General features: G+C 63.9%; 20 protein-coding genes. 16 read left to right on the top strand and 4 right to left on the bottom strand.

The window, feature by feature from the left end; all coding sequences use genetic code 11:
• Window positions 1–320 precede the first annotated feature (320 nt).
• Window positions 321–1583, top strand: coding sequence for a DUF763 domain-containing protein (locus NKI22_RS24425; protein WP_352481422.1), 1263 nt, complete (start codon window positions 321–323; stop codon window positions 1581–1583).
• A gap of 10 nt (window positions 1584–1593) precedes the next feature.
• On the opposite strand, the gene NKI22_RS24420 is transcribed toward NKI22_RS24425, so the two are convergent.
• The gene (locus tag NKI22_RS24420; RefSeq protein ID WP_352481423.1) at window positions 1594–2037 is read right to left on the bottom strand and encodes a PPC domain-containing DNA-binding protein; all 444 of its coding nucleotides are present in this window, start codon (window positions 2035–2037) and stop codon (window positions 1594–1596) included.
• Window positions 2038–2213: 176 nt separating this feature from the next.
• Here NKI22_RS24420 and NKI22_RS24415 point away from each other — a divergent pair, with 176 nt between their 5' ends.
• The 3 genes from NKI22_RS24415 to NKI22_RS24405 are packed head-to-tail and all read left to right on the top strand — an operon-like array spanning window position 2214 to window position 6135.
• Window positions 2214–2828 carry a (2Fe-2S)-binding protein gene (locus NKI22_RS24415; RefSeq protein WP_352548009.1) on the top strand — a complete coding sequence of 205 codons (615 nt, stop codon included), beginning with the start codon at window positions 2214–2216 and terminating at the stop codon, window positions 2826–2828.
• Window position 2829: 1 nt separating this feature from the next.
• The gene (locus NKI22_RS24410) at window positions 2830–3852 is read left to right on the top strand and encodes an FAD binding domain-containing protein (protein WP_352481425.1); all 1023 of its coding nucleotides are present in this window, start codon (window positions 2830–2832) and stop codon (window positions 3850–3852) included.
• Window positions 3853–3855: 3 nt separating this feature from the next.
• Window positions 3856–6135, top strand: coding sequence for a xanthine dehydrogenase family protein molybdopterin-binding subunit (locus NKI22_RS24405; protein ID WP_352816785.1), 2280 nt, complete (start codon window positions 3856–3858; stop codon window positions 6133–6135).
• A 47-nt stretch (window positions 6136–6182) separates the two neighbouring features.
• Here NKI22_RS24405 and NKI22_RS24400 read toward each other — a convergent pair whose 3' ends face one another.
• The 3 genes from NKI22_RS24400 to NKI22_RS24390 form a co-directional block, all read right to left on the bottom strand.
• Window positions 6183–7898, bottom strand: a complete 1716-nt coding sequence (locus tag NKI22_RS24400; protein ID WP_023720538.1) for an HAD family hydrolase — start codon at window positions 7896–7898, stop codon at window positions 6183–6185.
• Window positions 7899–7902: 4 nt separating this feature from the next.
• Window positions 7903–8874 (bottom strand): SDR family oxidoreductase, encoded by a 972-nt coding sequence (locus NKI22_RS24395; protein WP_352481428.1) that lies wholly within the window; start codon window positions 8872–8874, stop codon window positions 7903–7905.
• 62 nt (window positions 8875–8936) lie between these two features.
• Window positions 8937–9173 (bottom strand): FAD-dependent monooxygenase family protein, encoded by a 237-nt coding sequence (locus tag NKI22_RS24390; RefSeq protein ID WP_352548013.1) that lies wholly within the window; start codon window positions 9171–9173, stop codon window positions 8937–8939.
• Window positions 9174–9420: 247 nt separating this feature from the next.
• Here NKI22_RS24390 and NKI22_RS24385 point away from each other — a divergent pair, with 247 nt between their 5' ends.
• Genes NKI22_RS24385 through NKI22_RS24330 form a run of 12 tightly spaced genes read left to right on the top strand, consistent with a single transcriptional unit; the run spans window position 9421 to window position 21550 of the window.
• Window positions 9421–10077, top strand: a complete 657-nt coding sequence (locus NKI22_RS24385) for a cytochrome c3 family protein (protein WP_023720534.1) — start codon at window positions 9421–9423, stop codon at window positions 10075–10077.
• On the top strand, window positions 10061–13027 hold the full coding sequence (locus tag NKI22_RS24380) for a TAT-variant-translocated molybdopterin oxidoreductase (RefSeq protein ID WP_352816779.1): 2967 nt from the start codon (window positions 10061–10063) through the stop codon (window positions 13025–13027). Before NKI22_RS24385 ends, NKI22_RS24380 begins: the two co-directional genes overlap by 17 nt.
• A complete protein-coding gene (gene nrfD / locus NKI22_RS24375) occupies window positions 13020–14387 on the top strand; it encodes an NrfD/PsrC family molybdoenzyme membrane anchor subunit (protein ID WP_023720532.1) in 1368 nt (455 codons plus the stop codon). The genes NKI22_RS24380 and nrfD overlap by 8 nt, the downstream gene beginning before the upstream one ends.
• Window positions 14384–14911 (top strand): DUF3341 domain-containing protein, encoded by a 528-nt coding sequence (locus NKI22_RS24370; protein WP_023720531.1) that lies wholly within the window; start codon window positions 14384–14386, stop codon window positions 14909–14911. Before nrfD ends, NKI22_RS24370 begins: the two co-directional genes overlap by 4 nt.
• A gap of 2 nt (window positions 14912–14913) precedes the next feature.
• Complete coding sequence (locus NKI22_RS24365) at window positions 14914–15447, top strand: c-type cytochrome (protein ID WP_023720530.1); 534 nt, start codon at window positions 14914–14916, stop codon at window positions 15445–15447.
• On the top strand, window positions 15444–16580 hold the full coding sequence (locus tag NKI22_RS24360; protein ID WP_352816775.1) for a hypothetical protein: 1137 nt from the start codon (window positions 15444–15446) through the stop codon (window positions 16578–16580). The genes NKI22_RS24365 and NKI22_RS24360 overlap by 4 nt, the downstream gene beginning before the upstream one ends.
• Window positions 16573–17025, top strand: coding sequence for a hypothetical protein (locus NKI22_RS24355; protein ID WP_023720528.1), 453 nt, complete (start codon window positions 16573–16575; stop codon window positions 17023–17025). The genes NKI22_RS24360 and NKI22_RS24355 overlap by 8 nt, the downstream gene beginning before the upstream one ends.
• Complete coding sequence (locus NKI22_RS24350) at window positions 17022–17774, top strand: SCO family protein (protein WP_031194452.1); 753 nt, start codon at window positions 17022–17024, stop codon at window positions 17772–17774. The genes NKI22_RS24355 and NKI22_RS24350 overlap by 4 nt, the downstream gene beginning before the upstream one ends.
• Window positions 17771–18742, top strand: coding sequence for a cytochrome c oxidase subunit II (coxB, locus tag NKI22_RS24345; RefSeq protein ID WP_023720526.1), 972 nt, complete (start codon window positions 17771–17773; stop codon window positions 18740–18742). Before NKI22_RS24350 ends, coxB begins: the two co-directional genes overlap by 4 nt.
• Window positions 18739–20376 carry a cytochrome c oxidase subunit I gene (gene ctaD, locus NKI22_RS24340; RefSeq protein ID WP_352816773.1) on the top strand — a complete coding sequence of 546 codons (1638 nt, stop codon included), beginning with the start codon at window positions 18739–18741 and terminating at the stop codon, window positions 20374–20376. Before coxB ends, ctaD begins: the two co-directional genes overlap by 4 nt.
• 8 nt (window positions 20377–20384) lie before the next feature.
• Window positions 20385–21011, top strand: a complete 627-nt coding sequence (locus tag NKI22_RS24335) for a cytochrome c oxidase subunit 3 (RefSeq protein ID WP_352816770.1) — start codon at window positions 20385–20387, stop codon at window positions 21009–21011.
• Window positions 21008–21550, top strand: a complete 543-nt coding sequence (locus NKI22_RS24330) for a cytochrome C oxidase subunit IV family protein (protein WP_352938706.1) — start codon at window positions 21008–21010, stop codon at window positions 21548–21550. Before NKI22_RS24335 ends, NKI22_RS24330 begins: the two co-directional genes overlap by 4 nt.
• Window positions 21551–21985 lie beyond the last annotated feature (435 nt).

Here is a 21985-nt window from a genome sequence, read left to right as displayed (position 1 = left end):
TCGCCGGGCCCACACAGCCCCCGGGTACATCCAACCCACCCTCCCCCCGCCCGGGGGGTGTGGAAGGCCCGCAGGCGGCAACCCACTTTGGCCTCGAAACGACGGAAAATCATAAGACAAGCGGTTCATCATTTCACGGAAACGCCGAACCGCTCTATCGCTTTGTTTCTGCGCAATTCCGGACGGAAAACCGTTTCACACTTTTCCTGGAACAGCTCTAGCGGCTCGCAACGATCGCGGCCTGAATCAGGCCATCGCTTCTTCGCGGCACTTTCGATACCTATCTGTCGAGGCAGGACTCAAGGAGCAAGCAAAAGAGCGTGGCACAGCGATCGGGAAGTGCTGACCTTCCACTTCACGGCGGGCGCGTGCCGAAATGGCTCGGCGACCGCATGACGCGGCTTGGCGCGGTCATGTGCGAGGCGATCATCCACCATTACGGCCGCGATGAATTGCTGCGCCGGCTGGCGCATCCGTTCTGGTTCCAGTCTTTTGGCGCCGTGATGGGGATGGACTGGCACTCCTCCGGCATCACCACCAGCGTCGTCGGTGCCTTGAAGCGCGGCCTGTCGCCGCTTTCCAGCGAGCTCGGCATTCACGTTTGCGGCGGCCGCGGCGCGCATTCGCGCAAGACCCCGCACGAGCTTGCCCTGATCGGCGAGCGTGTCGGCCTCGACGGGCAGGGCCTGGCGACTGCCAGCCGGCTTGTCGCCAAGGTGGACAGCGCCGCGGTCCAGGACGGTTTCGATCTCTATCTGCACGGCTTCATCGTCACCGATGACGGCAAGTGGGTGGTGGTGCAGCAAGGCATGAACGGCGACAGCAAGGTGGCGCGCCGCTATCACTGGCTGTCGGAGGGCCTGAAGAGCTTTGTCGACCAGCCGCATGCCGCCATCGAAGGCGCCAACCAGGGCGAGATCGTCAACCTGACAGACCGCCGCGCCGAAGCGTCGCGCCAGGGACAACTGGACCTTCTGCACGATCTTGGACCGGATCGCATCGTGAGGGAGCTTGCCGCTTTGGAGCGGGGTTCGGCGCCAGTGCCGGAGCCGGCACAGAAGCTGCTGCCGCATCTGGTGATGCCGGCGCACCACGATGTACGCGAAAGCGATGTCGTCATGCGCCGCCTGCACGGCAACATCGCGGCGGCGGCCGAGCGCGGCCCGGCGGATTTCGCCGGCCTTCTCCTGGTGCCCAATGTCGGCGCGCGCACGGTGCGGGCGCTGGCGCTGGTCGCCGAAGTCGTGCATGGCGCGCCATGCCGTTTTTCCGATCCAGGACGTTTCTCGCTGGCGCATGGCGGCAAGGACAGGCATCCGTTCCCTGTGCCGTTGAAGGTCTATGACGAGACGATCGGCGTGCTGAAGTCGGCTGTCCAGAAGGCCAGGCTCGGCCGTGAGGAAGAGGTCGGCGCCTTGCGGCGGCTGGACGACCAGTCGCGGCAAGTCGAGCGCTATGCCACCGGGCCGAGCCTGAAGGAAATCGTCGCCGGGGAGTTCGAGCAATCGCATCTGCTCGGCGGCCGCAGCGTCTTCGGTTGGGAAGTCGCCCCCGAAACGACCGCAGTTAAATCAACGAAGTGATCGGCTCGGATCAAGCCTCCAGGTCGATCAACGCGACACCGAGCTCGGGACGGTGCCTGCGGCGCAGATGTCCAGGCGTTTCCACCAGCGTGACCTCGAGCGTCGGGCGAACGATGGCGTCCAGCAGATGGCCGCCCCTTGTGCTGCCGTCGCTCAATCCGAGCACGGCATGGACGTGCAGGCTGGGCTTGCCGTCGTCGCCGATGGCAACATCGCCAATCGCGCTCAGCACCTCGCACTGTTCCCGGATGGGAATTTTCCGGTAGGTCCTTTCCCTAGGGTCGAACCAGCCGACAGTTGCCCTTTCGAAAGCGCCGAGCGCGCTCAGCGACGCGCTGCCAACGCCGTGGTCGGCCGCAAACGAGGTCAGCTGCGCAAACGCCTCTTCGCCGGGATCAAGCACAACGACGAACGTTCTTTGGCCGGCGCTTTCGGCAACAATCTGTGACTTCATGATCTCGCTCCAGACGCCATTTCGGTTCTGTCCGATCGGGGTTGAACGGCAAGCCGGCTCGAGAGTTCCCCGGCACGGTTCGGATGAACATAGGATCACAGCCACGTGAGGCGGAGGAACCTTGCCTTGCGTGACTGGTTCGGCCGGCTTGAGACCCAGCCAGCCGGGAGCCAGCCATGTCCGAAACCCCTCTTGCCAGCCTGAGCCGACGCAGTTTCATGACCGGATCCGTTTCGGCGGCTGCGGCAGGGCCGCTCATGGCCACGTCGGCAAAAGCCGCCGCCCCGCAACCTGCCGCTTCGGCCGAGCCGCGCGATCTGTCGGCGATTTCACTGCGCATCAACAAGCAGCCCTACAATCTCGCCCTCGACAATCGCACCAGCCTGCTCGACGCGCTGCGCGACCATGTCGGCCTGACGGGTACCAAGAAAGGCTGCGACCATGGCCAGTGCGGGGCCTGCACCGTTCTTGTCGACGGCAAGCGGGTGCTGTCGTGCCTGAGCTTCGCCGTGATGAACAAGGGCCATGAGATCACCACGGTGGAAGGGCTCGCTTCCGCCGACGGCAATCTGCATCCGATGCAGCAGGCCTTCATCGACAATGACGCCTTCCAATGCGGGTACTGCACGCCCGGCCAGATCATGTCCGCCATCGGTTGCATCAACGAAGGCCATGCCGGCTCCGAGGACGATATCCGCGAGTATATGAGCGGTAATCTCTGCCGCTGCGCTGCCTACCCCAACATAGTCGCGGCCATCGTGCAGGCCCGGGACGAAACAAGGAAAGCCTGAGATGCGCCCCTTCGTTTACGAGAGACCGGCCAGCGTGTCCGCGGCGGCCGCCATTGCTTCCCGTTTTGCCGCAGAGGGTGTTCCGCCGACCGAGGCCGCCGCGCAATTCATCGCCGGCGGCACCAATCTGGCCGACTACATGAAGCTTGGCGTGGCCCGGCCGGAACGGCTGGTCGATCTCAATGGTCTCGGTGACAGGGCCCTGCGGCAGATCGAGGTCGGCGACGACAGCATCCGCTTCGGCGCGCTGGTCCGCATGGGCGAGGCTGCTGACACAGGCGAGATCAAGCGCCTTTGCCCGATGCTTGCCGAAAGCCTGAAGTTCGCCGCCAGCGGCCAGATCCGCAACATGGCGAGCCTGGCCGGCAATGTGTTGCAGCGGACGCGGTGCGAGTATTTTCGCGAGACGTCCTGGCCATGCAACAAGCGCGAGCCGGGCTCCGGCTGCGCGGCCATGGAAGGCTTCAACCGGCAACATGCGGTCCTTGGCACCAGCAACGCCTGCATCGCCACCTACCACGGCGATTTCGCCCAAGCGCTGATCGCGCTCGGCGCGACGGTCGAGGTGGAGGCAAGGCGCGGTATGCGCAAGATAGCGTTTTCGAGGCTACATCGCCTGCCGGGAGATACGCCCAACGTTGAGACCGAACTGGCCTCCGACGAGGTGATCACGGCCATCGAGGTGCCGCTTGGCGCCTGGAGCCGCCGCTCACGCTACCTGAAGATCCGCGACCGCGAGTCCTATGCGTTCGCGCTGGCCTCGGCGGCCGTGGCTCTGGATATGGACGGCGACACCGTCAGCCAGGCGCGCATTGCGCTTGGCGGCGTGGCAACCGTGCCATGGCGGGCCAAGGCGGCCGAGGAAGCACTGAGCGGCAAGGCACTCGACGATGAGGCGGCCGAAGCTGCCGCCGAAGCCGCGTTCGCCGAGGCGAAACCGCGCGAACACAATGCGTTCAAGATACCGCTCGGCAAGCGCACGCTTGTGCGGGCACTGCTCGAAACGCGCGACATGAAGGTCTGACCCATGAACCAAGCTGCTCCCGCGCCGAAAGAGAACATGGGAAATCCCGTTCCGCGCATCGATGCCCGCCTGAAGGTCACCGGACAGGCCGGCTATTCGGCTGATCTTCCAACCGCCAATATGGCCTATGGCGCACTTGCTACCAGCAGCATCGCCAAGGGCAGCATCACCGCCGTCCGGCTCGAAAGGGCGCGTAAGGTGCCCGGCGTTCTCGATATCGTCAGCGTCGGCGACATGGACGGCATCGACAAGCCGAAATTCGGCAACACCGGTGCAAGTTCGATCGCGCCGCTGCATGACAAGGCCATTTTCCACGACGGCCAGATCATCGCGCTGGTGGTGGCTGAAACATTCGAGGCGGCCGAGGAAGCCGCGGCGCTGATCCGCGCCGACTACGCCGAAGAGACGCCCAGCGCCGGCTTCGATTCCAGGGGAACGGAGATGGAGCCGGCCGCCGGCAAGAGTCCGTTGTTCAAGGAGGACGTCAAAGCCGGCGACTTCGATGCTGCCTATGCCGCAGCCGCAGTGAAGATCGACGAGAAATATTCGACGCCGACCCAGCACCACAACCCGATCGAGCTGTTCTCGACGACGGCGGTCTGGCAGGGCGATCAGCTCACGGTCTATGAACCGAGCCAGAACGTCACCGGCTGGAAGGCCGAGCTCGCCCGGCAGTTGAAGATCGATCCGGCCAATGTGCGGATCGTCAGTCCCTATGTCGGCGGCGCCTTCGGCTCCAAGGGGCCGATGACGGCCCGCACGGCGATCGTTGCCGTTGCGGCCCGCCGCGTCGGCCGGCCGGTGCGCTGCGTCGTCAGCCGCATTCAGGCGTACGGCACGCAGACCTACAGGGCGGAGACCCGGCACCGCATCCGCATCGGCGCAAACCAGGACGGCCGCATCACCGCCTTTGCACACGAAGGCTGGGAAGTCACGTCGCGGCCCGATCCCTATGTCGTCGGTGGCACTTCGGCCACCGGACGCATGTACGATTACGGCTCGGTGCTGACCCACGTCTCGCTGGTGCATGCCGACCGCAATACGCCTGGCTACATGCGTTCGCCGCCGGAGACGCCCTATGTCTATGCGCTGGAAAATGCCATGGACGAGATGGCGGTGGCGCTCGGCATGGACCCGGTCGAGTTCCGCCGCGTCAACGAGCCGCAGAAGGAGCCGATCGGCGGCAAGCCCTTCTCCAGCCGCTCGCTCGTGAAATGCTACGACCAGGCCGCCGAGGCCTTCGGCTGGTCCAAGCGCGAGGCCGCGGTTGGCTCGATGCGTGACGGCGACTGGCTGGTCGGCATGGGCTGCGCCACCGCAATCTATCCGACGGCGGCTGCGCCATGCGCCGCCCGCGTCCGCCTGACCACTGACGGCGAGGTTCGCGTCCAATGCGGCTCGCATGAGATCGGCACCGGCGTGCGCACGGTGGCAGCGCAGATGGCAGCCGAACGGCTCGGGATAGAAATGGACAAGATCAGCGTCGAAATGGGCGACAGCGCCTTGCCGCCGGCACCGGTGTCCGGCGGGTCGATTTCGACGGCAAGCGTGTGCTCGGCGGTGCTGAAGGCCTGCGATGCCGTCCGCGCAAAGCTCTTCGCCGCGGCCGTCGCCGAAGCCGGGCCGCTGGCCGGGTCCGGCAACGCCAAGCTTGAAATGAGCCAAGAGAAAATCGTCGCGGACAACGGCAAATCGGCCAAGCTGTCGGATGTTTTCAAGACGATGCAGATCGGTGCGATCGAGGAATATGCCGAATTCGCGCCAAAGGGATCGTCACCGGAGGCGCTGAAGAAGCTCTATGCCGGGCAATCGGAGTTCCACGGCGGCGACCAGGACAAGGATTCGGTGAAATACGCCTTTGGCGCGGAATTCGTCGAGGTGCGCATCAACAGCCATACGCGCGAGATCCGCGTCCCGCGCATCGTCGGCGCCTTTGTCGCCGGGCGCATCATGAACACCCGCACCGCTCGCAGCCAGCTGATGGGCGGCATGATCTGGGGCATCGGCCAAGCCTTGCACGAGGCGACGGAAATCGACAAGCGTCATGCGCGCTACGTCAATCGCGACCTGCAGGACTATCTCGTGCCGGTCAACGCCGACGTGAAGCAGCTGGAAGTGATACTGGTTCCGGAGATTGACCACGAGGTGAACCCGGCCGGCGTCAAGGGTTTGGGCGAACTCGGCAATGTCGGGACCGCCGCGGCGGTCGCGAGCGCGGTCTACCACGCCACCGGCAAGCGCATTCGCGACCTGCCGATCAGGATCGATCACCTGATCGTCTGACCTCTCCAACTCAGCCCGGCTTCGGACCGGCTAGGCGCAGTTTGCATCTATTCCTTCGGCGCGGTGGCGGGCGCGGTATAGCGGCGGCGCACTGCGTCCAGGACGTGGTTGCGGCTCTCCTGCGCCGAAAGTGTGTCGTCTTTCTCCGCTTCGGCGGTTTCGCGCGCCAGCTCCTTATCCCTGATCTGGTGGCGAAACCATTTGGAATAGTCGCCGGCGCGCAAATGATGTTCCCAGGTCTTATCGTCAATGCCCTCGGCGATCTGGGCGAAAATCATCAGATTATGGGCGCGCAGGTTCATCGCATGGTCGGGGCCGCGGAAATAGAAGCTGCCCTTCTCGTCGAGCTGGCCCTCGGCATATTTGCGGCTATGGCGCTTGAGCGACTGCCGCGGCTCGATCGGCTCGACCATGGCAGGTTTCTTGTGCGCCTGCGGCCGCCAGAACAGCACGTGCTCGTCTTTTGGAGAGCTCAGATCCTTGTCCTTTGGCGGTTCGGTGCCGGTCTCGCGACAGAACGTCTTGACGACCTTTTTCGCCTTGGGGCCGAGTGCGATGACGGCGGTGACCAGCCGCAATGCTTCGGTTGAGATCGCATCCGGATGAACGGTGATCAGGATCGTGCCCGGCAATTCCATCGCCAGAACCATTGGCGTGTCGTCGCGCCGCTTCGGCAAGAGGTGATGCGCCTCATCGATGATCAGCCAGTGTGGTCGCGCGGTGCGGAAGCGAACACCGCCAAGGCCCGGCAGCAGGTCGGCAAAGAAGTCCGGCCGCTCGTTGACGCGCAGCGCCAGGCCGTTGACGACCAGATTGTTGTCCGGCTTCTCCAGGAGATCGAGCAACTGCGTCTTCGTCGGCGCGTTCGAGCCGTCGCCCAGCCGGACGGCGCCCTCGAGGCCATCGTAGTCGCCTTCCGGATCGAAGATGCAGAACTGGAACTTTCTCTCGACAAAACGCTCCGTCAATGCGGTCGCCAAGGTCGATTTGCCGATGCCCGAGCTGCCGGCGATCAGCACCGTATCGGTTGGCGACAGATACACCTCCTTGCCATCGTCCGAGCCAAGCAGAATGCCATCGCGGCTTGGCACAAGCTCGCGATCGCGCTCGACCACCTTGGCGATTAGTTCCTCGACGCCTTTTCCGCGCGCGCCTCGTGTCACGAGATCCGCCGTATCCTTGACTGCCGGCAGTGCGTTGTCGACGGCGACGCTGAAGCCGCAGGCGCGCAGGAAGGCGTGGTCGTTTTCGGCGTCGCCGACACCGACGACGTTGTGCGGCGACAATCTGAGGTCCTGAAGCGCGGCTGTCAGCCCGGTCGCCTTGTTGATGCCGCTGGGCAGGATCATCACCGCGCCCTTGTTGAAGATGATTTCCAGCTCCAGCCCCAATTTCTTGATGACCTCGAGCGCGGTAACCTGATGCGGTTCCCAGGTGGCGACGATCGAGCGTCCGACCGAAAGCGGTTTGACACCGTGTTTCCTGAGTTTGGCGATGAACTCGGGGGCGGGCGGCGGAGATATCGTCCGCTCCTCCTCGCTGGCCGGCGTGTAGATCAGCGCCCCGTTTTCCGCGACCACCTTGTCGAAGATCGCGACTTCGGGAAAGACGCGTTTCAGGTCGGGCAGCTCGCGCCCGGTGACGAGAATGAGCTTGCGGCCGCTCTTCTTGAAGCGTTGAAGCGCCGCAAGTGTCTTTTCGGCGACAATCCCTTCATGCGCCAGCGTGCCGTCGTAGTCGGTGGCCAAGGCTATGAAATACATGTCGTCAGTAGCCGCCGACGATTGGCAATATCTCGCCGGTGATGTAGCTCGAGCAGTGCGGCGAGGCGAGGAACACATACGCTGGCGCGATCTCTTCCGGTTGTGCCGGTCGTTTCATCGGTGTGTCGGCGCCAAATTTCGAAACATCGCCGGCTTCCTTGTCCGAGGGGTTGAGCGGCGTCCAAACCGGGCCTGGTGCCACGGCGTTGACCCTTATGCCCTTGTCGACAAGGTTGCCCGAGAGCGCGCGGGTGAAGGCATGAATGCCGCCCTTGGTCATGGAGTAATCGACCAGTTGCTTCGATCCCTCGATGCCGGTCACTGAACCGGTGTTGATGATCGCCGAACCGGGTTTCATGTGCGGAACGGCCTCCTGCGCCATGTGGAAATAGCCGTAGAGGTTGGTCTTCAGCGTGGTGTCGAAATGCTCCTCGGTCAGCTCGCTGAAATCGCTGGAATGGACCTGGAAAGCGGCGTTGTTGACCAGCACGTCGATCCGCCCAAACTGCTGCACGATCTCAGCCACCGCGTTGTGGCAGTGGCCGCGTTCGCTGACATCGGCCTTGATCAGGATGCATCGCCGGCCTTCGGTTTCGACGGCCCTTTTGGTCTCTTCGGCGTCCTTGTCCTCCGACAGATAGACGATCGCCACATCGGCGCCTTCACGTGCATAGAGCACGGCCACCGCGCGGCCGATGCCTGAATCGCCGCCGGTAATGACGGCCACTTTGCCGTCGAGTTTTTTCGATCCGATATAAAATGGCGCATCGTAAAGCGGCGCCGGCTCGATCGCCCATTCATGCCCCGGCTTCGGCTGGTGCTGCTCGGGGAAGGGCGGCTCGGGATATTTGCGGGCACCGGCCTGCATGGCGCCTTTTGGCTTGCCCTTGGACTTGGACTTGTCCTTCTCGTCGATACGGCGCTGGATGTGCCGTTGCTTGGCGGCCTCGCCGGCGATTTCCGATTTCATCTGCATGGTCATCTCCCTGGCTTGAAACCCAACAACGCACGTCCGGCGAAAAGGTTTATGCGACCACTTCATTCCTTCAGCCCGGCGACCCGCTCCAGCAGTGGCCGTTGCAGCCGCGGTAGATGGCCGACGACGCTGAAGGCCGCGTTCCTGAAGCTTTGCATGATGCCATTGTCCGACCGGGCCATTGACAGGATGCGCTCGCTGAGGGTGATCCACCGTCGCCCTATCGGGTGGCGTTCGCTTGTGTAGCCGGCCAGCGTGCCTTCGACGAAACGCCTGGCGAATGATGCGGCGAGATTCATGCCGCGCGCGCCCAGCGGCGAATGGGATGGAGGTCGGGGATGGTCATGATGGTTGTCCGGGTGAAACGAAACGTGACCTCATCCGAACGCATGGAGTGTTCGATGGTTTCCGGTCAGCCGACCCGATGGGCCAGGGCGGGGTAACCATTCTGTGATCTCCGCTGCCCCGGCCGGAACTTACCCACGCAGCCGCAGTTAGGGGCTTTGGGGGGTGGATACGGTTGCTGGATGTGAAATCGGCGAGGGGATGCCGCAGGTCTTTTCAAGGAGCGCCAACGGCATTTCACGCTTCGCTCTGTGGGGCGCGTGTTTCATGGCCATCTTTGCGGCTCTCGGCGGTACCGCCATCCTGCGTTCGGACTTCGTCACCGGCGTTGGCCGGCCGTTGGCGCAACCAGTGCCGTTCAGCCACAGGCACCATGTCGGCGAGCTCGGCCTCGATTGCCGTTATTGCCATAGCGGCGTCGAGACTTCGTCATCGGCTGGTCTGCCGGCGACGGAGGTGTGCATGACCTGCCATTCGCAGCTCTTCACCAACGCGGACATGCTGGCGCCGGTACGGGCGAGCCTTGCCTCCGGGCAGCCATTGCAGTGGCAGCGGGTGAACAGTGTGCCCGACTTCGTCTATTTCAATCATTCGATCCATATCGCCAAAGGCGTCGCCTGCGAGACGTGCCATGGCGAGGTCGACGACATGCCGCTGATACGGCGGGCGCACGCGCTGTCGATGGAATGGTGCCTGGGATGCCATCGCGATCCCGAGCCCAATTTGCGTCCGCCGCAGGACGTGTTCCTGATGCACTGGAAGCCGCCGGCCGGCATCGCCGAAATCCGCCGGTCGCTCATCAGCCTTCTCGATATCCACCCCGAGACCATGACCGACTGTTATGTCTGCCACCGCTGACAAGCCGATTGCGGCTCCAGACATGGCCGGCCTGCGCGAACGGCTTTCGCCTGGTCCGGAGCTGTGGCGGAGCCTCGACGAACTCGCCGATACACCGGAATTCCGCCGCTTCGTCGATGCCGAATTTCCTTCGATCGCCGAGCGCATCCCGGCGCGGCTCGACCGGCGCACGCTGCTGAAGCTGATGGGTGCATCGCTGTCGCTGGCCGGGCTTGCCGCCTGCAGCCGGGCCGAAGACATCCTGCCTTATATCCGCCAGCCGGAAAACATCGTTCCCGGCCGGCCGCTTTATTACGCGACCACGCTGTCGAGCGACGGCTACGGCATCGGTGCGGTGGTCGAAAGCCATGAGGGCCGGCCGACCAAGGTGGAAGGCAATCCCGACCATCCGGCCTCGCGCGGCGCGACGGACGCTGTCATGCAGGCGGCGGTGCTGTCGCTGTTCGACCCCGATCGCTCGCGCATGCCGCTGAAGCATGGCGAACCCGCAGCCTATGACGACTTCCTTGCCGACATGGCCGAGCTCACCTCGCGGCTCGCTAGAGCTGGCACGGCGCTGCTGATCGAAGCAACGACCTCGCCCACCATGAAGGCGCAGCTCGAGGCGCTGCGCGCGCGCTATCCCAGGCTGAGGCTGTTCCGGCACGATCCCCTGGCGACGCCGTCCGGCACCGAAGCCACACAGATCCTGTTCGGCAGGGCGCTTGCACCGGTCTGCCGGTTTGATCGCGCCGACGTGATTTTCAGTCTCGACGCGGATTTCCTGGGCGAAGGCCCCGGTCGTCTCGCCTACGCCCGTGATTTCGCTGCAAGACGCCGCGTGCGCCGGGCGGACGATACGATGAGCCGGCTCTATGCGGTGGAGTCGACGCCGACGATCACCGGCGCTGCCGCCGATCATCGCCGGCCGGTGCGGCCGAGCGAGGTCGAAACCGTCGCAGCGGCGCTGAGCGCCGTGCTTGGCGGCGAAGCGGCGCCAAGCGCCTTGGCATTGGACCCGACCTGGCTGGCTGCCGCCGCGAACGACCTGAAGGCGGCCGGCCGCTCGGCGCTGATCGTGCCGGGCGCCCATCAAACGCCGTTCGTCCATGCCGCCGCTCTTGCCATGAATGCGCGGCTTGGTGCGCTTGGCAACACCGTGGAACTGATCGAGCCGCCCGACGCGATGCCCATCGAGGGCGACCTCGCGGCACTTTGCCAGGCGATCGCCGCGCGGGACATCGACACCGTTGTCATACTTGGCGCCAATCCTCTCCACACTGCGCCTGCGGGACTTGATGTCCACGACGTGTTTTCGCAGCTGAAGCTTCTTGTCCACTGGGGTCTCCACCGCGACGAAACCGCCTTCGTCGCACACTGGCATATCCCTGCTGCGCATGATCTCGAGAGCTGGAGTGACCTGCGCGCCCATGACGGAACCGCGTCGATCGTGCAGCCGCTGATCAGGCCGCTTTACCGGGGGCGGACCGTGCATGAACTCCTCGCCGTGCTTGGCGGTGAATTAGCTGTTTCTGCGCTGCAGCTCGTCCGCCGGACCTGGGCGCAGACACTGGACGATCCTGCGTGGCGAAAGGCGCTTCGCGACGGCTTTGTGTCCGGCAGTGCCAGCATTCCAGCCGATGTCGCGATGCCCCCGGATTTGCGCGGCCTGAAGCCGCGCATCGAAGCGGCAAAAGGCGTCGAAATCCGTTTCGTTGCCGATCCCTGGCTGCGCGATGGACGCAATGCCAATTCGTCCTGGCTGCAGGAGCTGCCGCGGCCGCTGAGCAAGATCGTCTGGGGCAACGCAGCCCTGATGTCGCCGGCGACATCAGGACGGCTTCAGGTGGAAAACGGCCGGGTCGTCAACATCGCCTCGAACGGCATGGACATCGATGCGCCGGTCTGGATCATGCCTGGCCATCCCGACGACACCGTGACGCTTGCTCTGGGTTTCGGCCGGAAGCTCGGTTCGGTGGCAGCACTCGCTGACGGCCACGACGCGTACAGGCTGCGAAGCCCTGAGGCTCCCTGGATCGTCGATGGCGCCATGATCACGCCGCGCGACAGCAGCGCACGGGTCATCACCACACAACACCACCAGGCGATGGAGGGCAGGGCGATCGTTCGCCATGCCTCGCTCGATGCCTTTCGCAAAAATCCGCACTTCGTGCGCGACGGCGTGCCGCCGACGCCAAGCGAGTCGCTCTATCCTGACTGGCAATACAGCCAGGAAGCCTGGGCCATGTCGATCGATCAGTCGGCATGCATCGGCTGCATGGCCTGTGTTTCTGCTTGCCAGGCGGAAAACAACATCGCCACCGTCGGGCCGGACGAGTCGGCACTCGGCCATGAGATGCATTGGCTGCGGATCGACCGCTACTATTCCGGCCCGCCCGACGATCCAGAGGTCTTTTTCCAGCCGGTGCCTTGCATGCATTGCGAGAAGGCGCCGTGCGAGGTCGTCTGTCCGGTCAACGCCACCACCCACACCCATGACGGGCTCAACGCGCAGGTCTATAACCGTTGCATAGGGACGCGCTATTGCTCGCAGAACTGCCCCTACAAGGTGCGGCGCTTCAACTTCCTGGACTTCCAGGAATTCGACAAGGATGCGGCGGGACCCGAACAGGCCGTGCACAATCCAGACGTCAGCGTCCGTTCGCGCGGCGTGATGGAAAAATGCACCTACTGCGTCCAGCGCATTTCCGAAAAGCGCATCAAGGCTCAGACCGAAAACCGCGCCATAGCCGACGGCGAAGTGGTGACCGCCTGCCAGCAGGCCTGCCCGACGCAGGCGATCGTCTTCGGCGATCTCAACGGCAAGGGCGCCAGGGTGGCGCAGGAAAAAGCGGCACCGCATCACTACGCCTTGCTCGAGGAGCTGAATACGCGACCGCGCACCACCTATCTCGGCAAGATCAAAAATATCAATGGCCGTCTCTCGTCGGGCGGGAAAGCCGATGGCTGAGGCTTTTGCTGCAAAACCGGGCGCATTGCCCGTTCTGCGTGGCAGGCACGACCTTCCGGAGATCAGCGGCCGTATCAGTGCGATCGTCCTCGACGGCAGGCTGCCGCGCTATTTCTGGGCAGCTTTTTTTTCCTGCTTCGTCTTCGTCCTCATCTTCCTCTATTCGATCACCTATCTGATCTCGGTCGGCGTTGGCGCCTACGGCATCAACGTCCCCGTCGTCTGGGGCACGATGATCGGCAATTTCGTCTGGTGGATCGGCATCGGCCATGCCGGCACGCTGATCTCGGCCGTGCTCCTGCTTCTGCGCCAGCCATGGCGCGCCTCGATCAATCGCTTTGCCGAGGCGATGACGCTGTTTGCCGTTGCAATGGCCGGGCTTTTCCCGATCCTGCATCTCGGCCGCCCGTGGTTCTTCTACTGGTTGCTGCCGCTGCCCAACACCCATATGCACTGGCCGCAATGGCGCAGCCCGCTGGTCTGGGATTTCGCGGCGATCGCCACTTATGCCAGCGTTTCGCTGATGTTCTGGTATATGGGCCTGCTGCCCGATCTCGCCGTCCTGCGCGACCGAGCGAAATCGCGCCCGGCGCAGCTGTTCTACGGCATACTGGCAATCGGCTGGCGCGGTTCGGCCTTTCATTGGGCGCGCTATCAGACGGTCTATTTCCTGATGGCGGCACTGGCCACGCCGCTGGTCGTCTCGGTGCATTCGATCGTCTCGCTCGACTTCACCTTCGCCATCCCGCCGGGCTTCCACTCGACGATCTTTCCGCCCTATTTCGTTGCCGGAGCGCTGCTGTCCGGCTTCGCCATGGTGCTCACCATCGCCATCCCGCTGCGCTGGGCGTTTTCGGTCCAGGATCTGATCACGCTGCGGCACATGGACAATGCCGCCAAGCTGATGATCGCCGCCGGCATGATCGTCATCTATGGCTACGCGTCCGAGGCCTTCTTCGCCTGGTATTCGGGCGAGATCTACGAGCGCACGATGATGTGGCAGCGCGCCTTCGGACCTTATGCGCCGCTGTTCTGGGCCATGCTCGCCTGCAACGGCGCAGTTTTGCAATTGCTCTGGTTCCGACGGGTGCGCCTCAACATGCCGGGGCTGTTCGCCATTGCACTCATCATCAACGTCGGCATGTGGATCGAGCGCTATGTCATCGTCGTCACCGGGCCAAGCCGCGATTACCTGCCGTCGTCCTGGGGCGAGCAGTCATTGAGGTGGCTCGACTTCGGCATCCTGTTCGGCTCGATCGGCACCTTCTTAGCACTGGTCTTCCTGTTCATCCGCATCCTCCCGGCCATCACCATCTTCGAGGTCGAGGAGCTGGCCGAGGAAAGGGGCAGCGCAGGATGAGACTTTACGGCGTCATCGCGGCTTTCGCCGATCCCGAAGCGCTGACCGAGGCGGTCCGCACCATGCGGGCGCGTGGCTACCGGCGCATGGACGCGTTCTCGCCATTCCATGTGCGTGGGTTGGCCGAGATGCTCGGCATGCGCAAGACGCGCTTGCCGTGGGCCATCCTTGGCGGCGCCGTCGCTGGCGCGGTGTTTGTCTACAGGCTGATCCTCTATTCGGTCGAGATCGACTATCCGCTCAATGTCGGCGGCCGGCCGCTGCATTCCTGGCCGGCCTTTCTCGTCATTGCCTTCGAGGCGGCGATACTTGGCGCCGCGCTGGCCGCATTCTTCGGCGGGCTGGCCGCCAATCGCCTGCCCGAATATTACCACCCGGTCTTCAATGCCACGAGCTTCACCTACGCGCGCGGCGGCAAGTTCTACCTGCTCGTCGAAGCCGCCGATCCGAAGTTCCGCAAGGGCGTGACCAAGGGCCAGCTGACCCGGCTTGGCGCCGAAACCGTCGAGGAGGTGGAGGCGTGAACATGCGCACGAGTCTGCTGGCGGCAGCCTTGCTGCTCGCCGGCTGCCGGCAGGACATGGAGGACCAGCCGCGCTACGATCCGCTCGAAAAGAGCAACCAGTTCGCCAACGGCATGTCGGCGCGGGCGCCGGCCGAGGACACGGTCGCACGCGATGCCGATCTTTCGCCGGTGCCGGACACGTTTCCCTATCCGGTCACCATGACGCTGCTGCGGCGAGGCCGGCAGCGCTTCGACATCTTCTGTTCGCCTTGCCACGGCCGCACCGGCGACGGCCACGGCATAGTCGTCGAGCGTGGCTTTCCAGCGCCGCCCACCTATCATCAGGACGCGCTGCGCAAGGCGAGTGACAGGCATTTCTATGAGGTCATCAGCTACGGCTATGGCGCCATGTTTTCCTACGCGGCGCGCGTCCCGCCTGCCGACCGCTGGGCGATCGTCGCCTATATCCGCGCCCTGCAATATTCGCGCGAGGCGCCAATTGCCGAACTGCCGGAAAGCCTCCGCGCCGAGCTCAATGCGGAGCCAGATCGATGATGCGGCTTGCCACCGAACGTTTGATTTTGCCGGCGCTTGCCGTGGCCGCCGCCGGACTTGTGCTTTGCGCCGCGGGATTGGCCTTCGACCTCAGAGCCATGTTGGCCGGCTGGCTGCCTGCGGCGCTGTTCCTGCTCGGCCTGCCGCTCGGTGCGCTGACCATCCTGATGGTGCATGGGCTGACCGGTGGCCGCTGGGGCGAGGCAATCCGCCAGCCGCTACGCGGCTTGGTCACGACGCTGCCGCTGGCGCTGCTTCTGCTGCTGCCGGTTCTGCCCAGGCTCGACCTGGTCTTTCCCTGGGCGAGTGCCGATGCGGCTGCATTGCCCGAGACGGTGCGCCTGAAATTCTCTTATCTGAACGTTCCGTTCTTTTTGTTGCGCTTTGCCGCCTGCGCTACGATCTGGCTGGTGCTGGCGTGGCGCGTGCTCGACTGGACAACGACCGATAGCGGCCGCGGCAGCGCCGGCCGCGGCAAGGCCTATGCCGCTGGATTGATTGCGCATGGGCTGACGGTGACGATCTTTGCCATCGACTGGATGCTCTCGCTCGAGCCGGAGTTCTCCTCGACGATCTATGCGCTGCTGGAAGCATCCGCCGAAGTCGTCGGCGCTTACGCTCTGGCAATGACGGTGCTGTGTGCGAACCGCTCGATCGAGGTCATGCCGGGCGGCGAGGAGGATGTCGCGCTGAGCGAGGATTTGGCCAACATGCTGTTCGGCTTCGTGCTGCTATGGGCCTACCTGTCGTTCATGCAATGGCTGGTGACCTGGGGCGGCGACCTGCCGAACGAGATCCGCTGGTACCTCATTCGCAGCAGCAATGGCTGGCAATATCTGCTCTGGCTGCTGATTGCGCTGCAATTCGCGATCCCCTTTGCCGGGTTGCTCAGCCGGGATCTAAAGCGCAGCCATGCCGGCCTTCTGTCGATCTGCGGCATCGTGCTGGCCGGCCATTATGTCGATGTCCTGTGGCGGATCAGACCGCCGCTTGCCGGTGGCGGTGTGACAGCGTTCTGGTGCGACCTTGCCGCGCTGGCAGGAGCCGGCGGCCTCTGGCTTGCGCTGCTGCTTTTCGTGCTTGGCCGGCCGGACGGTATCGGCTTCTGGCGCCGGGGGCCGGCGCATGGCTAGGGCGGCCCGCCATCCCGAAACGCGCGATATCTGGCCGGGCGCGCTGCTTGCCTTCGCGGCCGGCTTGCTGCTGTTCCTGGCGGCATCAGCCATCGTCCTCGGGCTCGTCTTCGACACCAGACCGTTGTGGCCGCTGCCGGGGCCATCGTCGGCCGGCAACCGAGCCAGTCCCGCCTTGCAGCGCTTTCCGGAAGACGACCTAGCCGCCTTCCGCAAGGCGGAGGAGCAGGCACTGAACAAAGTCGGCTGGGTCGACCGCACCGCCGGCATTGCCCGCATTCCGATCGAGGACGCCATGTGGGCGATCGTCAGCCACGGTTTGCCGAACTGGGGGCAGCCGCCGGCGGCCGCCGGCGCCGACTGCGGATTGGTCGAGGCCGAGATACCACGCGCGCCACAGGCCGCTCGCTGCCGGACCGCGCCAGGCCAGGGAGGCAGGCCGTGAAGGCTTGGCTAACCGCTTTTTCCCTCCTCGTGGCGCTGCCCGCCACGGCCGTCGCACGCCCGGCCTTCGATCCCGAAATCGGCGCACAGCTCAGCCTCGACCGGGTGTTTCGTGATGCATCCGGCGTGCAGCGCACGATCGGCCAAACGCTTGCGGGCCGGCCGGCGCTGCTGATTTTCGGCTATGACAAATGTCCGAACCTTTGTGGTGTGACCCAACAGGCGGTCGCTTCGGATTTGAAAAAGACGTCGCTCGATCCCGAAACCTATCGCGCTTTGTTCGTCTCGATCGATGCCGCCGACACGGCCGGTGATGCGAGCGATGCGCAAACCACCGTCGCCGCTGTGGCCGACGCGAGGAACCTGTCGGCATGGCGGTTCCTGACCAGTGCCGACGGCGCCGGTGCCGCCCTTGCGGCGGAGGCTGGCATCAGCTTCGACACACGCGCCAGGATCGACCAGTTCGCCCATCCGATCGCCGTCATCGCGCTGACGCCGAAAGGCCGGATAGCGCAGGTGCTGCCGGCGCTGAGCTTCACGCCGCGCGATCTTAAGCTTGCCCTTGTCGAGGCATCTTCCGGCAAGCTCGGCTCGATCGCCGATCATGCCTTCCTGCTCTGCGCCGGCTTCGATACCTCTAAGGGGCAATATACGCCGGCGATTTGGGCTGCCTTGAAGCTCGCCAGCATCGTGATGGTGGTGGGGTTGGCGACGGCCATACTGCAGCTGGCGCGCAGGAGGCGGGCGTGAGCTTCGGTATCCGGTTTTTCCCGCCGGAAGCCTCGTCGATCGCAAGCAGCATCGATGCGTTGTTCTATACATTGCTGGCCTTCGCGGCCGCGCTCGGCCTGTTCCTGACCGTTCTCGTGGTCGGCTACGCCGTCAAATATCGCGTCGGCTCCGCCGCCGACCGTACCGGGGCGCGTGCCCGCAGCCTGCCGCTGGAGATGACATGGAGCATTGCCAGCCTGGTGATGGCCTTCATCTTCTTCGGCTGGGGCGCAGTCCTGTTTGTGCGGCGCGACCATCCGCCGCCGGACGCTATCGAGATCGCCGGCCTCGGCAAGCAATGGATGTGGGAGTTCCGCCATTCCGGCGGCCAGCGTGAGATCAACGAGCTGCACGTGCCGGTCGGCAAGGCGGTGGTGGTGTCGCTGGCATCGCAGGACGTCATCCACTCCTTCTATGTGCCGGCCTTTCGGGTGAAGCAGGATGCGGTGCCGGGACGCACCACCAACGTCTGGTTCATTGCCACCGAACCGGGCCGCTACCATCTGTTCTGCGCCGAATATTGCGGCACCCAGCATTCCGAAATGGGCGGCTGGGTAACGGTGCTGGCTCCGGAGCAATATGCGTCGTGGCTGGGCAGCCAAGATGAAGGCGAAAGCCTCGCCGCGAGCGGCGGGAAACTGTTCCGCGCGCTCGGCTGCTCCGGCTGTCATGGCAATTCCAGTAAGGTGCGGGCGCCCGGCCTCGATGGGATTTTCGGCCGGCCGGTGGCGCTGGCGAACCGGCAGACGGTCATCGCCGACGAACGCTATCTGCGCGATTCGATCCTTGTCCCGAACAAGGAAATCGCCGCCGGCTACCAGCCGGTGATGCCGAGCTTCGACGGTCTGGTCGATGAAGCCGAGTTGCAGATGCTGATGGCCTATCTCAAGTCGCTTTCGTTCCAATTTCCCTCGTTCCCGGCGGCAAACAGCGAGGCGCCGCAATGAATCGCGATTTGGCGCCGGCAAACTATCTCAGTGAGGGTGCCTGGCCGCGCGCCTGGCTGCTGACAACCGACCACAAACGGGTAGCGTGGCTCTATCTCGTCTCGCTGACGGCCTTCTTCTTCCTCGGCGGTGCGTTTGCCGTGCTGATGCGCATCGAGCTTGCGACGCCGGCCGGCGACCTGGTCTCCGACGATGTCTACAACCGGCTGTTTTCGCTGCACGGCATCATCATGGTATGGTTCTTTCTGGTGCCGTCGATCCCGGCGACGCTCGGCAATTTCCTGTTGCCGCTGATGATCGGCGCGCGCGATCTTGCCTTTCCCCGCCTCAACCTGGCCAGCTGGTATGTCTTCATGTTCGGCAGCCTGTTCGCGCTCGCCTCGGTGCTTTTGGGCGGCGTCGACACCGGCTGGACCTTCTACACGCCGCTGTCGACGCTCTATGCCAACGGCTTTGTCTCGACCGCGGCATTTGGCGTTTTCATCGTCGGCTTTTCGACAATCATGACCGGCATCAATTTCATCGTTACCGTCCACACCTTGCGGGCGCCCGGCCTCACCTGGTTCCGGCTGCCGATCTTCGTCTGGACGCTGTACGCCACCAGCCTGGTGATGGTGCTGGCAACGCCGGTGCTTGCAGCATCGCTGATCCTCATCGTGCTGGAGCGCGTCTTCGGCATCGGCATCTTCAATCCCGACCTCGGCGGCGATCCGCTGTTGTTCCAGCATCTGTTCTGGTTCTACTCGCACCCCGCCGTCTACATCATGATCCTGCCGGGCATGGGGGTGGTCTCGGAAGTGCTGCCGTGCTTCAGCCGCCGGCCACTGTTCGGCTACAAGGCCATCGCCCTGGCTTCAATGGCGATCGCCGTCTTCGGCTTTCTCGTCTGGGGCCACCACATGTTCGTCAGCGGGCAGTCGGCCTATGCCGGCGTGGTGTTTTCGTTCCTGTCCTTCTGCGTCGCGATCCCATCGGCGATAAAGGTGTTCAACTGGAGCCTGACGCTGCGCAAGGGCGAAATCAGCTTCGAGACGCCGATGCTTTATGCCCTGTTCTTCCTGGCGCTATTCACTTTTGGCGGGCTGGCCGGCCTTTTCCTTGCCGCCCTCGCCGTCGACGTCCACGTTCACGACACCTATTTCGTCGTCGCCCATTTCCACTACATCATGGTCGGCGGCATGGTGACCGCCTACATGGCCGGGCTGCATTTCTGGTGGCCGAAGCTCACCGGCCGCATGTATTCGGAGATTTGGGGCCGTATAGCCGCGGCTGTGACCTTCATCGGCTTCAACCTGACTTTTTTTCCGCAATATGTGCTCGGCTTTTTGGGCATGCCGCGGCGCTACCATACCTATCCGCCGGAATTCGCTTTCTGGCACATCCTGTCGTCGGCAGGCGCCGTGGTGCTGGCGATCGGCTATCTGATGCCGCTCCTCTATTTGGCGTGGTCGCTGTTTCGAGGCGCGCGGGCGCCGGATAATCCATGGCGAGCCACCGGGCTCGAATGGCAAACAAGCTCGCCGCCTCCGGCGCATAATTTCGATCGCATGCCGACCGTCACCAGGCCAGCCTACGATTATCCGATGAAAGGCCTGACCGAGAAACGGTCGGACCCGGTGGAGGATCTGGTTTGAAGTCACCGATGACAAGCATCGCCTTCGACCGGCCGGCTCGCGAAACGGCAGCCGCCAGCTTTGCCATGTGGGTGTTCATCGGCTCCGAGGCGATGCTGTTCGGCGCCATCCTGCTCGTCTTCATGTTTGCCCGGTTGAGTTATGGCGACGCCTTCGCCGGCGCGGCGAAGCATATGTCGCTGCCACTGGGCACGGCCAATACCGTCGTCCTGATCACCAGCAGTTTCGCCATGGCGCTCGCCCATATGTACACGGCCGCGCGGCGATGGCGCGCCGCCGGCCGGGCATTGGCTGCGACGGCGCTGCTCGGCGTCGTCTTCCTGGCGATCAAGGCGACGGAGTACGCCAGGGAATTCGGCGAAGGGCTGGCGCCGGTGCTCGGCGCGCCTTTCATCTATAAGGGCCCGGATCCTGTCCATGCCGAATTCTTCTTCGGCCTCTATTTCGCGATGACCTCACTGCATGCCTTGCATCTGATTTGCGGCGTAATCGTCATCGGCGGCATCCTCGCTCTGTGGCCGCGCACGATCGAGGCCAGCCGGTTCCGCCGCGTGCAGGCAATCGGCCTCTATTGGCATTTCGTCGATATCGTCTGGGTCTTCCTGTTCCCCGTCCTCTATCTGATCAACAGATGAGCGAGTTCCGCAAACTCACGCTTGCCTATGTCGGGCTTCTGGCCTTGCTGGCCCTGACTGTCGGCTCGTCCTTCCTGGCGCTTGGCGCCTTCAATTCGGCACTCAACCTGACGATCGCCTCGGCCAAGGCTGCCGTCATCGCCATCCTGTTCATGCATCTGGCCAGCGCCGGCGTCCTGCCGCGTCTTGCGGTCGCTGCTGCCGGGCTTTGGCTGATGATCCTGTTCGGGCTGACGCTGATCGGACACGAGGCCGAAGCGGCGCACCTCGTTCATACCCTTACAGCGGCTCCGGAACGGCTTTGCACGGACGGCTTTTGCGCGGCCGCCGGCATGGAAGCCCTTTGGCCATCGCCATTCAGATGCCGGGCCTCGTCCTCGGCTGCGTCTTCAAGCTTGGCGACGAGCAGATCCTTGAGGTCGCCAACCTCTTCCTCGATGTCTTCGATGGGTACGCCGGCGTCGGCCGCCTCTTCCTCGCATTCCCTGGCGAGGATTTCCGCCTCTCTTTCAAGCCTGATCGGAGGCGGCGGCACATGAACGTTTTCGTGAATCCAGTCCTGCAAGAATTCTATCGCACTATCACTCATGGGGCTCACCTGTAGCGGCAAACTGTAGTGCCATTAACGTACGTGCTGCAAAATGGATGCTTGGCAACGCCGGATTTCGAATAGCGATACTTGACAATAGCGTGATCGCCAAGGAGCTAGAGCTTTGCAGCCAGGGAAATCATTTGGCGTCGCAGAAATGCGGCTAACCAGACAGTTGGAGCGGGATGTAATTTGAAGGCATCCCGCCCTAAGACGCGTTGCGCCGTCGCGCCGGTGTTGCGCGATTCGGGTCGCCGGACGGCCGAACATCGTCATCTGCGGCAGATCGTGTCGGCCGCTCAGCGACACGGTCGGCGCGCATTTTGCGTTTATGCGCCATCCAGAATGGCAAGAGCTCGGCAAGAAAACTGTATATCGTGGTCTT

Source organism: Mesorhizobium sp. M0778 (assembly GCF_040320105.1).
Classification (GTDB): domain Bacteria; phylum Pseudomonadota; class Alphaproteobacteria; order Rhizobiales; family Rhizobiaceae; genus Mesorhizobium.
This window is presented reverse-complemented; position numbering and strand designations above follow the sequence as displayed.